The organism is Shewanella holmiensis (assembly GCF_025370255.1).
GTDB lineage: Bacteria > Pseudomonadota > Gammaproteobacteria > Enterobacterales > Shewanellaceae > Shewanella > Shewanella holmiensis.
This window is the reverse complement of the sequence record NZ_JAMTCD010000025.1, coordinates 41,178-53,739: the sequence shown is the minus strand read 5'-3', so window position 1 is coordinate 53,739 and position 12,562 is coordinate 41,178. Positions and strand designations below refer to the sequence as shown.

The window sequence follows — 12,562 nt, the reverse complement described above, 5'->3', positions numbered from 1 at the left end:
TTTCTGTAAAACGTGTCTTTTTCATGTGATTCTCCATTTGGTTTAGTGTAAATGGAAAACTCTATTTAAAACATTCTGATTTTAAGGGAGGGTTACACCTATCTAGCCGTTGTTTTAGACTTATTTTCCCGCAAACCTGTTGGATGGGCTTTGTCATTATCACCAGATAGTGAGCTGACCTGTAAAGCTTTGAAAATGGCATTTGAGTTAAGGGGTAAGCCTGAGAATGTGATATATCACAGCGATCAAGGTTCGCATTACACAAGCTTGAAATTCAGACAATTAATATGGCGTCTTCAAATTGAGCAAAGTATGAGTCGCCGCGGGAATTGTTGGGATAACGCACCAATGGAGCGTTTCTTTAGAAGTTTGAAATCTGAGTGGATACCCGCCAGTGGTTATGGGAATTTTACAGAAGCAGATAAAGAGATCACAAATTACATCACTGGATATTACAGTGAGACCAGACCCCATCAATATAATGGTGGGTTAACGCCAAATGAGTCAGAACGTTTATATTGGAATGACTCTAAAACCGTGGCCAATTTTACTTGACCACTACAGGGCAATATCTCGATAATCAAAAAACAGGTCTGTGGATTGACTACCGCTACGAAGAAAAAGACCCTACCTATGGCGCGATTCCAGAAGGGAATATCCAACAAAAAAGCCATTGGCAGGAAAACAAGCGTCACGGCGTTAGGGAGTTTTACAGCTTTAAGCAAGTGGTTTACCGCTCCGAAACCTATGATAAAAATGATAAAACAGGCCCGTATGCCGAATATTATCCCAATAATGGCCAGCTAAAACTCAGCGGCACTATGGATAAAGGCAATCAAACTGGACTATGGGAAAGCTGGTTTGAGGATGGGATGCAAGCGGCCAGCACTGAGTTTTTAGACGGACAAAACCATGGTCAATCGAAGGAATACTACAGTAACGGCCAACTCAAACTAGAAGCCACTTATGCCAAAGGCTCGTTCGATGGTCAGGTTAAACAATATCACCAGAACGGTAAACCACAACTCGTTGAAGCTTGGGTAAAAGGCCAAAAAGAAGGCGATACCAGCTATTATCACAATAATGGCAAACTAGCCGAACAAGGGACATATCTGAGGGATCGCAAGGAAGGTCTATGGCAAAGCTTTTGGCCTAATGGCGAAAAACGCACCGAAGGCAGTTACATCAGCGACCGAGAATCAGGGGATTGGAATCACTATGATCAGCTCGGTAAGCTGATTAAAACCGAGCACCACGGCTAACGTAGAAATGGGGTTGGGGATTACAGCGATCTGGCTCAAATATTTATCCTTAACCCCAAATCTAAAAGAAGTTTCATGCAAAGTGTGCCATAACCAATGTCTATACTAACGGCCTTTTTTTCGCTTTGGACAAACTGCCTATGAAAACATTTATGAAAGACGAGTTCGCCCTGCTACTGGGAATACTGACCTTAGTATTCTTTAAAACCGGTGGCGATAGCCTACTCGCCGATGGTACTGCGCTTTCGACCTATATTCCCGTATCACTCGCCCTATTGGGCGTTGTCACTTGGGCCATCTTCTCAGTGGTGCGCCACTCTGATGCGCTAGCGATTAAGCTTGGCGATCCCTATGGCACTTTAATCTTAACCCTGTCGGTAATATCACTCGAAGTGGTGATGATCTCCTCCGTGATGCTGACAGGTGAACCTAACCCTGTGATGGCGCGCGACACTATGTTCGCCGTGGTCATGTTGATTATCAACGGCTTAGTGGGATTCACCTTATTACTTGGCGGCTGGCGTTACCACACCCAGCTTTTTAATTTAGATGGCGTAAAATCCTATCTGGTCGTCATTATCCCCCTCGCCTTACTCTGTTTAGTACTGCCCAATTTTACCGAAGGCGGCACTATTGGCAGCATGTCTAAAGCCATGTCTTGGATGCTGATCATTATTTCGATTCTGCTCTATGGCGTATTTTTAGTAGTACAAACCAAGAGCCACAGTCATTTCTTTGTCGATGCCGACCATGAAGACCACGAGGAACACCACGGCATATTACGCAGCAATGCCTATCATACCGTGCTATTGATTGGTTACTTGCTGGTGGTGATCTTATTGGCAAAAACCTTAGCCATGCCAATCAATTACAGTGTCGCTACCTTAGGCGCACCGCAGGCATTAGGTGGCTTTATCGTGGCCTGTTTGATCTTGTCACCCGAAGCAGTGGGCGGATTTAAGGCGGCGTTAAATAATCAATTACAGCGGGCGATGAATCTGTATTTCGGCTCAGTACTCGCCACAATTGCCCTTACCGTTCCCGCAGTATTAATTATTGGCAGCGTGATAGGTCAAGAAGTGCATTTAGGCTTGTCACCCGCCGACATGGTGCTGTTAATCACCAGTTTAATGGTCTGCAAGGTCAGCTTCAGCAGCGGTCGCACCAATGCCCTGCACGGCGCGACGCATATAGTGCTGTTTATCGTTTACTTGTTCTTAATGTTTGAACACGCCTAAATCTTCTTAAACCCAAAGCCGAGCGCGACTTATTTGCGTCTCGGCTTACGCTTTTTAACTGGGCTATGGCCCTCAATCTTCCGAGTCCCCTGAGCACCTCGAGCAAAGTCCAGCGAAAGGTAACCCAACCCTAACCCACTGAGCAATCCGCCAACATGGGCAGCATTGTCCACTCCACCCAATAATCCTGCGACAAGACTTATGGTCACAAAAAATGCCAAGTTAATACTCAGTACCCAGTTGATATCCTCAGGGAAAATCTTTTTCCAAGCCCAAATCACGAGTATTCCTAATAGCCCCATAATGGCGCCCGATGCACCGACACTCACAGTGGCATCATACCAACAGATACTGGCGATACTCGCCAATACCCCAGTGATCAAATACGCCAAAAATAGTCGCCACTTACCGAGTACAGGTTCAAGAAATTAGTGGGGTCAGAGTAAACATTAAAAAGGGAGTCGAGCGGTTCATGTTATTGAATGGCTTCTTCTTCCCTAAATGGCGTGCTCGATGATTATGTTCGAGATTACCCAACTCTGTCCTTAAGTTTTCATAATTTAACCTAGTTTGTATTTTAAATTCAATGTTTTACTTTATTTTTTGTTGATTAAGTCACAGTAGGCCATAACGGTAATCTAACCAATTACCTTCAGCAGGCGTACCAGTAGCTGACATTTTCGTATCAGCCAAAGATCTAAAGGCTTTATTACCAATACAGCCTAATCAAAGACATAAATTATTAGGTGTAAGCGCGGCTGTGACCGTCGATGGCATGGCGAAGTTTCATCTTATGAAACGCTATGAGCGAGAGGCATGGATGCCAAACTGGCAGTTAAACATGGATGTTGTTTAACATCGTTGAGCTTACAGGGACGTACTTGCAGCGTGTCACAGAAGTGTTTACACATAAGGTTGCTCCTTCACATGGTCAGTGATGTTCCGGACATCACACTGACATTTCCCATATTCCTATAGGTAAGATGTGAAAAATCGGCCCTTTTCAAATCTAATACTCAAACATTCAAACGCTTAGCCAATAAATTGACAGCTTAAAATTTTACTCAAGACAATACCTCTAGTCTTTGTGCCTAACGTTAACAAAATTAAAGTTATGCTAATTTAATAAGACCTCTTATAGTTAAGTGTAATCATGATTGGTTTAGTTAGGTAACGGCAGAAAAATTCGCTGAAGCAGGGCTCGTGTTTACCATCATTTAAAGGTCAATAATAGAATGAATAATGAGAATAATCGGCTCAACCCACAAGTGAATCGAATGGCTAAGCCATTAGGTTATGTGGTGTCGATTTTATTGCCCTTGTTGACGTCCAGTATACAAGCCAAAGATCTTGAAATCGGTGTCAGCTTTTCAATTCCTCCCTATGTCATTCAAGAAACTAACAGTGGTCTAGAACTCGAATTGCTTAAAAGTGCCCTTGCCGTTAAAGGTCATAGCGTCAACATACAATACCTGCCTTTAGCACGTACTTTTCATGCACTTAAAGAAGGCAAACTTGATGGCATCATCAATACTAAAGAAAATATGCACGAAGGCGTGTTTTATTCAGATGTGGCCATTCGTTTTCAAAATTGTGCGATTAGTCTTAAAAAGAATCAATTCAATATAGAAAACGTAACCGATTTGCAAGATAAGAGCATTGTCGCCTTTCAGCGAGCCTCTATGCTTTTAGGTAAACAATTCAATAGCATGGCTACACTTAACAGTCGGTATAGAGAATAGGCGAAGCAAATAATACAAGTGAAAATGCTGATGAAGCAGAGAATAGATGTGGCCGTGATGGATAAGAATATCTTTATTTATTATCTAAGGCAGTCCTACCTCACAGGCACACTCACTAAAGATGAAGTACAACAAGAGGTGATTTGCCATAAAGTATTCCCTCCTACGCCTTACCAATTCGCATTTTTAAGCGCCGATATTCGCGATGACTTCAATTATGGCCTAGCGCAAATCAAACAAGATGGCACTCGACTCGCTATTGAGAACAAATACCAGCAAATGTTATCACTCACCTTAGATGATGATGTCACTATACGCTTAGCCAACTCCACCGCCCACTAGAATGAGTGCCTAAAGGGCCAAAGTAAACATTCCAATGGGAGTCGAACCGCACGTGTTATTGAATGGCTTTTTATTCCCTTTTCGGCCTGTGCAGGGGAGCCCTGCGAGGTTGATTTATCTTTTAACGAATATCAGAAAGCAGTGCCTCAATTTAGATGAGCTTATTTTTTATGGCTTGCAATTAACAACTTACAATCACACTTTTATCGCCCATTATATTAATAATGACTAAAACATGATCTGCTTAACAAATAATCATTAAAAATCCTGATAGTTTACATAGCGTCGTCTACTTCACATTTTATCTATATCTAAAGTGGTACTTTTAAGCTCTGCTTTGGGATATGTTTTTTACTGCTTTGTAATCAATGATTTTGCTTTCAAGCTTTGCTCACTAGGATTTTTAATGTCTTCTATTATTCAATCAACATCCGATGCGTTGATTACGCCTTATCAGTCTAATATTACTGTGCCAAATTGGATGGTCAGTTCGATGGAAAAGGTCATGCAGTTTTATGTCGATAAAAACCTGCGTCTAGACACCATTTCAACCGACCGTATGCCTAAACCAGTGGAAGGGCGCAAGTACATGCTGTATGCGCACATTCCGTTTTGTCATACCTTGTGCTCATTTTGTACCTTTCATCGTTTTTTATTCCGTGAAGACAAAGCGCGTGAATATTTTGTTGCACTGCGTAAAGAAATGCAGATGGCTAAAGATTTAGGCTATCAGTTTGACTCTATGTACATTGGTGGCGGTACAACCACGGTATTAGAAGATGAGCTTGCGCGTACGATTGAGCATGCCAAAACTTTGTTCCCCGATATTAAAGAAGTGTCGTGTGAGTCAGATCCACAGCATCTAGCTAACCCTGAGTTTAAACAACTTAAAGGCTTAGTTGACAGAATGTCGATTGGCGTACAAAGCTTTGATGACGGCATCTTAAAAATGACTGACCGTTTAGATAAATTTGGCACGGGCCAGCAAACTTTTGACCGCATTATGGCGGCAAAAGACTTGTTCCCGATCATCAATGTTGATTTGATTTTTGGCTTTCGTGGCCAAACCGATGAAATTATTCAGTCGGATCTTGAAATGGCATCAAAGTTAGACCCAAGACAAATTACCACTTACCCGTTGATGATCACTCATCAAACCCGTAAAAGTGTAAAGGGCACACTTGCTGCGCCACCCGGCGAAATGATTAATCAATACCGTCAAATTTTGAATAAGTTGACAGGGCAATATACGCAATTGTCTGCTTGGGCGTTTGGTAAAACCAATGATGAAGGTTTTGATGAGTACGTGATTGATCATGATGAATACTTAGGCGTTGGTTCAGGATCATTTAGTTTTTTAAATGACACCTTGTATGTAAATACATTCTCATTGAAAAAATACCAAGAGCGTATTGCCCAAGGCCGTATGGCAGTTGAGCAGCAAAAGTATTATCACAAGAAAGAAGTGATGCAATATCGTTTCTTATTGGGCATGTTTTCAGGCCGATTGTCTCGCAAATATTTCCGCGATGAATTTGGGGTAAACCTAGATACCGCATTATTTAAAGAGATGAGTTCAATGAAGGCCATTGGCGCGATTAAAAACGATCCAGTACATCCAGACCGCCTTATCGTAACCGATAACGGTAAGATGATGGGGCTGCTGATGATGAAAGAGTTTTACTCAGGCATGGATAATGTCAGAGCCCAACTGCGTAAACCATTAACAGACTCGGATATGTAGCCTAAGCTTGTTTAGATGGTATTTAGGTCTTCAACCGCAAAATTAACGGCAACTTAGGTTGCCGTTTTTTTTATAACGAGTACTCTTAAATTACTTCAATTAAGTAATTGTGTATTTATCATGGCGAATATTTTATTACTGGCGAACATCAATTGTGACCGCATTCTCAGGTTAGATAAACCGTTGCAAACGGGTGGTCGTTTTCATTATCAAGATGGTGGTTTACGACTTGGCGGCGGTGGCGCTAATACCGGTCTAGGGCTAGTTTGGGCGCAGCATAATGTGTCGCTGGTGAGTCAGGTCGGTACAGATGAAATTGGCGACTGGATTGTGGCGCAGGCCAGCACTCAAGGATTAGATTGCCGGATGGTACAACGCTTTAACGGTAATACCTGTGAAATGCTGCTCGTCATGACCCCTGATGGCGAACGCACCATTATTAGACCTCAAAGACCTATTTTTACTTTAGCTAAACAACCAAATTGGGCTAATTGGGATGCATTTTATATTAATACGTCTGCATTAGGGGCTGATACTTGGGCGCTTGCGGCCATGGCGCAGTCTAAAACCCTAGTCGTCGCCCAGTTAGCCAAAGATGAACGCCCAAGACCTTGCCATGTATTAATTGCTTCTATAACCGATATGCAAGGCCGTTGCGGGCAAGATTTGTGGGCGTTTGCTCAATCTATTAGTGGCGATCACTTACAGTATTTTATTGTGACAGATGGCGAGAATGGTGCCAAAGTTTACCAGCAATCGGGTTACCAACATGTGCCCGCCATTTCGGCTGATGTGATTGATACTACGGGAGCGGGGGATAATTATGCTGCAGGAGTGATTCATGGCTTATGCAGTGGTGCAAGTATCACTGATGCAATGACAGAAGGGGCTCGCTGGGCTGCATTTGCTGTGGCTACCCCGAGTTCGGTTCCTGGAGATAAATTAAAAAATTATCTTGCGGGCTAAAGTTGTCACCTGATTGTCACAGAGTGTGGGTAAAGTGTTACTTGTTGAAGCGTTGATGGCGCTTTACAGTCTTAAGCGTTTTCGTTCTGACTCTATGCATATTGAGCCTGAACTCCCCCTTGTTTTATATTCTGCCTTACCATTTGTTGGTGAGGCTTTTTTTTTGGTGTTTTTTTAGGTACTTTGATGCTTTAAAGCAGATCTTGTTCAGGGATGTACTGAGTGAAAAATCGCATAGTAAATAAAATATCGGCGTTGTATTTGGGTGATCAGGTACAAATGCACAGTGGGGTTGCCAGTTGTATTAACCAAAAACATGCCGCGCCAAAACTGGCTGTGCAATTTGATCGTGTTGTGGGTAATGCAGAAGCAGACCCTAAGCATCACGGCGGTTTGGACAGAGTATTACATCATTTTCCGCGTGAACATTATGGTCAGTATCGCCGTTGGGACATGATGGCATCGTTTAAAGATGCCCCCGCAATGGGTGAAAATATCAGTACTGTTGGTTTGAATGAGTCACAGGTCAATATTGGCGATATTATGCAAATTGGCGATGTTACCTTGCAGGTTACCCAACCTCGCTCGCCCTGTTTTAAGCTTAATTTACAATTCGGCCATCCAGAATTTGCGCTTGCGATGCAAAAAAGCAAAATGTGTGGTTGGTTTTACCGAGTATTATCAGAAGGTAACATTGCCAGTGATGATGCGATTTATCGCGTTGATCGCGTTTCTGATATTAGCGTCGCTCAAGCCATGCACATCTATTTTCTACCAGAGTTTGATGCCGAGCAATATCAGCAGCTATTGCAATGCCCTGGATTGGCAAAAACTTGGGTTGATTCATTAACTCGTCGTATCAGTCATCAAGCGATTGAAGATTGGCAGATGCGCTTGTATGGTAAAGTTTAATTATTACGAAAAGGACATTTCATGGAAGATTTACAATCCACTCATCAGTCAAATAATCAAAAGCAAGCTCGCGATATGGGGGTGTTGGTGCACGCATCCAGTTTTGCGGGGTATGTAATACCCATGGGCAGTATTTTAGGGCCATTAATTGTGTGGTTGATGAAGCGCGATGAGTTTGACTTTGCTAACCAGTGTGGAAAAAACTGCCTCAATTTTAAAATCAGTTTGTTTATTTATGTGTGTATTTCAGCGGTGTTAATGTTCGTAGGTATCGGCTTTATTTTGCTAGGCGCCTTGGCATTGTTGGATATCATTTGCACGATTATCGCGATTATAAAAGCCACCGAAGGCGTGGCATACCAATACCCGTTATCGATTAAATTTTTTAAATAAACGTCAAATTTCAAGCAAATAAAAATGCCGCAACCTGATTTCAGATTGCGGCATTTTAGCCTTTACTCACTGACGCTATACTTTAAAGCGCGCCACAAGGGTATCTAGACGGTTAGCAAGTTGATTCAATGCTTTACTTGCCTGCGCTGCAGCCTGAGCCGTTTGCGCAGTACGTTGGGTAATGTCGTTGATTTCGGTGACGTTACGGTTAATATCTTCCACTACCGTAGACTGCTCTTCCGTTGCCGCAGCAACTTGAATATTCATGTCACTGATTGAGGCAATTTGCTGACTGATACCGCTAAGTGAATTACTTGCTTCATCAACGGCTTGTACACCTTCGCGTGAGCGATTTCGAGATTGTTCCATGGCAGTTACTGCGCGGCTGGCTTCCGATTGCAATTTATCAATCATACTTTGCACTTCGTTAGTTGATGCTGCAGTACGTGACGCGAGGTTTCTTACTTCATCGGCAACCACAGCGAATCCTCGACCGGCTTCACCTGCTCGAGCCGCTTCAATAGCCGCGTTTAATGCCAGTAAGTTGGTTTGTTCTGAAATCGCGCGGATCACGTCTAAAATACTGCCAATTGATTTGGTGTGGGTCGCTAAAGACTCAATCACTTCGCCCACCTGCTCAACATCTTTTGATAGTTGATTAATGGTATTGCGTGCGCGCGTAACAACCTGCTGGCCTTCTAAAGACTCTGTGTCGGCTTCTCTAGCGGTAACGGCGGCTTGCGCGGCATTACTGGCGATTTCATTCACCGTTGCACCCATTTCATTAATGGCCGTTACAACCATAACGGTGCGGTCTTTTTGCAAATGGCTGTCTTCTAATGTTTGGTGTGCTTGGTTAGAGACATCTATTGCTGATTTACCTAATTGTTCACTGGTTTGTGCCACTTCAATAACAGAGTCTTGGATTTTACTGATGAAACTGTTAAATCCGCGTGCAAGTTGTGCGATTTCATCTTCACCATTAACGGGTAGGCGTTGACGTAAATCGCCTTCACCTTCACCAATATTGCGAAATAGCTCTGCGACTTGGGCGATAGGGCGGCTGACTGAGCCGGCAACGGCAATAGCAATGGCAATAAATAGTGCCGCAATAATGATGGTTGAAATGAGAATTTGATATGACGACTCTTCCAATAGCGCAAACACTTCTGCTTCAGGCACCTGAGCCACTAAATACCAGCCCATTGACGGTAAATAACTACTGGCGATCAGCATTTGTTGGTTATCAGCTTCCGCTTTGATTAGGTTGAAGTCATTTTTATTTAACAACTGCTGCACGTTCACATTAGGATAAAGTTGGCTTAAGCTTTTTTTACCCATTTGGCTTTTATCTTGGTGCAGTTTGACTTGGCCTTCTGCGTCGACAAGGTATACAAAACCTGTGTCTTCAATTTTGAACGACGCTAAAAGATTAACCATATCATCCAGTGATTTAGCTAATCCGACTAAACCTCGGCCGTTGGGCTGTTGGTAATTAATAAACAGTTTCACTTCACCATTACTTTCGGTAAAGACATTGAGCATTTTTTCTTGGCGGCTGTCGCGATAATCAAAAAACCAACCATCTTGCTGCGGGGTTAATTCCCGTAAAAAACCATCTTGCGTATAGTAAGCGGCAGTTTGGCGGTCGGCATAAGATGCTTGTGCCAGATCATATTGACTGGCAATATCATTTAACTGCGCCACGACAGCGCTTTCTTCACTGGCTGGGCGACCTTGCTCTAACCAATTAAGCAGCATTCGGCTGTTGGCGAGTTGCTCGGCTGCGTTCATTAACGAGCTGATGTCCAAATCAATCTTGTTACGGATTTGCAATAATATGCTGGGCATTTCCGACGTTAGCATACGTTCTTCAACCACATTTTTTGCACTGCGCTGGCTCAGCACTCCGACTAAAACGGTTGAAAGTAGCACCGCCAGTGTGACGGTAAGCAAGATTTTCTGCTTAATGGTTAATTGACTAAAAAAGTTCATGCAATACGCCTTGTTGCTGTAATTAATCTTTATCGGTCAGATGGGAAAAAACTTAAATAAGCTTAGTCCATTAGACGAAAAAAACGCACAAATTATTGTGCGTTTATTGTTTATGGCCAATTCCAACAATCAAACAAGATTACATGTTTGGATAGTTTGGACCGCCACCACCTTCAGGTGTTACCCAAGTAATATTTTGACTTGGGTCTTTAATGTCGCAGGTCTTACAGTGAATACAGTTTTGACCATTGATAACAAATTTTTTGCTGCCCTCTTCTTCAACCACTTCATAAACCCCAGCAGGACAATAGCGCTGCGCTGGTTCATCAAATTTTACGAGGTTGATTGCAATCGGAACACTCTTGTCTTTCAAACGTAGATGACAGGGTTGGTTCTCTTCATGATACGTGCTTGATAAGTATACCGATGAAAGCTTATCGAAACTGAGCTTTCCATCTGGTTTTGGATAGTCAATTTTATTGTAATCGCTGGCTAAACCCATATTGGCATAATCTGGCGTTTCATCTCTGAAGGTGACAGGGAATTTGCCTCCAAACCAATTTTGATCGATAAAGTTAAATGCGCCACCGATTAAGGTGCCAAACTTATGTAATGCAGGACCAAAATTACGCGATTGATATAACTCTTCATGCAACCAGCTTTCTTCAAAGCGTGCTTGGAAACAGTCTAAATCTTTACCGCCAGTTAAGCCTGCAATTAAGCCTTCACCTAAGGTTTTCGCGGCAATTATGCCACTCTTAATGGCGGTGTGTGTACCTTTAATTTTGGCAAAGTTTAACGTGCCAGCATTACAGCCAATGATCAGTCCGCCAGGGAAGCTCATTTTAGGTAACGAGTTTAAACCGCCTTTGGCTATCGCTCTGGCACCATAAGATAAGCGTTCACCACCCGTTAAATATTGCGCAATAACCGGATGGGTTTTGTAGCGCTGAAACTCGTCAAACGGACTTAAATGTGGGTTTTTGTAGTTCAAGTCAACTATTAACCCAACAGCAACTTGGTTATCCTCCATATGGTACAAAAAACCACCACCAGAAGAGCCATTGTTTAATGGCCAGCCGCCGGTATGAACCACTTTACCTTGCTGATGTTGCGCTGCTGGAATTTTCCAAATTTCTTTAAAACCTAGGCCGTAATGTTGAGGGGTTTTGCCATTATCTAAATGATATTTTTCAATGAGTTGTTTACCTAGGTGGCCTCGGCAGCCCTCAGAGAACACAGTATATTTAGCATGTAACTCCATGCCGGGCATGTAACTGTCTTTAGGTTGACCGTCTTCACCCACGCCCATGTCGCCGATTAAAATGCCTTTGACGCTGTTGTCATCATTAAACAGTAATTCGCTGGCGGCAAAACCGGGGAAAATCTCAACGCCCATGGCTTCCGCTCGTTCGGCTAACCAACGGGCTAAATTACCCACACTGATAATATAATTACCATCATTGTGCATGGTTTTAGGGACTAAGCTGTTGGGGATTAAGCGTGACTGGGTATCTGAATTAAATAAATAAATGTCATCATGGGTTACTTTGGTTTTTACTGGCGAGTCTGAATCGCGCCAATCGTCAAATAGCTCATCTAACACATCTGCCTGAAATACCGCACCCGAAAGAATATGCGCGCCGACTTCTGAGCCTTTTTCAACCACGCAGACGGTGATTTCTTTGTAAGCATCTTTTGATATTTGCATTAGACGACATGCGGTGGCTAATCCAGCAGGACCAGCGCCGACGATTACTACGTCGAACTCCATTGATTCGCGTTCCATCTTATCACCTTTAAATTTCCCGATTTGTCGGGTTTTTTTGTTTTTATTACGACGAATAAACGATCGTTTTATCTTTTTACTAACCTTACCGTAAATTTATCCGGTAGCCCAGTATTTCAATCGATTTGATCATCGTGAGCCGAGTCACAATTCACTGTGGAACTTGTCTTGATTATCGA

The 12,562-nt window shown here is 42.8% G+C and carries 7 protein-coding genes and 4 pseudogenes; 8 read left to right on the top strand and 3 right to left on the bottom strand.

Features of this window, described 5'->3' with window-relative positions:
• Window positions 1-93: 93 nt before the first annotated feature.
• From NE535_RS15895 to NE535_RS15885, 3 genes and pseudogenes are all read left to right on the top strand, one after another.
• Window positions 94-555, top strand: a pseudogene (locus tag NE535_RS15895) (IS3 family transposase); the annotation flags it as partial.
• Window positions 556-563: 8 nt separating this feature from the next.
• Window positions 564-1,262, top strand: a pseudogene (locus NE535_RS15890) (toxin-antitoxin system YwqK family antitoxin); the annotation flags it as partial.
• Between the two features lie 140 nt (window positions 1,263-1,402).
• Window positions 1,403-2,500, top strand: a complete 1,098-nt coding sequence (locus tag NE535_RS15885) for a calcium:cation antiporter (protein WP_261299577.1) — start codon at window positions 1,403-1,405, stop codon at window positions 2,498-2,500.
• Between the two features lie 29 nt (window positions 2,501-2,529).
• Here the strand turns inward: NE535_RS15885 and NE535_RS15880 are convergent.
• Window positions 2,530-2,928, bottom strand: a pseudogene (locus NE535_RS15880) (rhomboid family intramembrane serine protease); the annotation flags it as partial.
• Window positions 2,929-3,735: 807 nt separating this feature from the next.
• Here NE535_RS15880 and NE535_RS15875 point away from each other — a divergent pair.
• The 5 genes and pseudogenes from NE535_RS15875 (at window position 3,736) to NE535_RS15855 (ending at window position 8,599) form a co-directional block, all read left to right on the top strand.
• Window positions 3,736-4,584, top strand: a pseudogene (locus NE535_RS15875) (substrate-binding periplasmic protein).
• A gap of 406 nt (window positions 4,585-4,990) precedes the next feature.
• A complete protein-coding gene (locus NE535_RS15870; protein ID WP_261299576.1) occupies window positions 4,991-6,328 on the top strand; it encodes a coproporphyrinogen III oxidase family protein in 1,338 nt (445 codons plus the stop codon).
• 120 nt (window positions 6,329-6,448) lie between these two features.
• On the top strand, window positions 6,449-7,294 hold the full coding sequence (locus NE535_RS15865) for a PfkB family carbohydrate kinase (RefSeq protein WP_261299575.1): 846 nt from the start codon (window positions 6,449-6,451) through the stop codon (window positions 7,292-7,294).
• A gap of 222 nt (window positions 7,295-7,516) precedes the next feature.
• Window positions 7,517-8,206, top strand: coding sequence for an MOSC domain-containing protein (locus NE535_RS15860; RefSeq protein WP_261299574.1), 690 nt, complete (start codon window positions 7,517-7,519; stop codon window positions 8,204-8,206).
• 21 nt (window positions 8,207-8,227) lie between these two features.
• Window positions 8,228-8,599 (top strand): DUF4870 domain-containing protein, encoded by a 372-nt coding sequence (locus NE535_RS15855; protein WP_261299573.1) that lies wholly within the window; start codon window positions 8,228-8,230, stop codon window positions 8,597-8,599.
• Window positions 8,600-8,674: 75 nt separating this feature from the next.
• Here NE535_RS15855 and NE535_RS15850 read toward each other — a convergent pair whose 3' ends face one another.
• Window positions 8,675-10,594 carry a methyl-accepting chemotaxis protein gene (locus tag NE535_RS15850; RefSeq protein WP_261299572.1) on the bottom strand — a complete coding sequence of 640 codons (1,920 nt, stop codon included), beginning with the start codon at window positions 10,592-10,594 and terminating at the stop codon, window positions 8,675-8,677.
• 139 nt (window positions 10,595-10,733) lie between these two features.
• On the bottom strand, window positions 10,734-12,383 hold the full coding sequence (locus NE535_RS15845) for an electron transfer flavoprotein-ubiquinone oxidoreductase (protein ID WP_261299571.1): 1,650 nt from the start codon (window positions 12,381-12,383) through the stop codon (window positions 10,734-10,736).
• Window positions 12,384-12,562: the final 179 nt, after the last annotated feature.

What these genes read in the sequence shown, in the direction of transcription:
- NE535_RS15885 (WP_261299577.1), top strand. Translation starts at nt 1,403, where the DNA reads ATGAAAACATTTATGAAAGACGAGTTCGCCCTGCTACTGGGAATACTG.
- NE535_RS15870 (WP_261299576.1), top strand. Translation starts at nt 4,991, where the DNA reads ATGTCTTCTATTATTCAATCAACATCCGATGCGTTGATTACGCCTTAT.
- NE535_RS15865 (WP_261299575.1), top strand. Translation starts at nt 6,449, where the DNA reads ATGGCGAATATTTTATTACTGGCGAACATCAATTGTGACCGCATTCTC.
- NE535_RS15855 (WP_261299573.1), top strand. Translation starts at nt 8,228, where the DNA reads ATGGAAGATTTACAATCCACTCATCAGTCAAATAATCAAAAGCAAGCT.
- NE535_RS15850 (WP_261299572.1), bottom strand. Translation starts at nt 10,594, where the DNA reads ATGAACTTTTTTAGTCAATTAACCATTAAGCAGAAAATCTTGCTTACC.
- NE535_RS15845 (WP_261299571.1), bottom strand. Translation starts at nt 12,383, where the DNA reads ATGGAACGCGAATCAATGGAGTTCGACGTAGTAATCGTCGGCGCTGGT.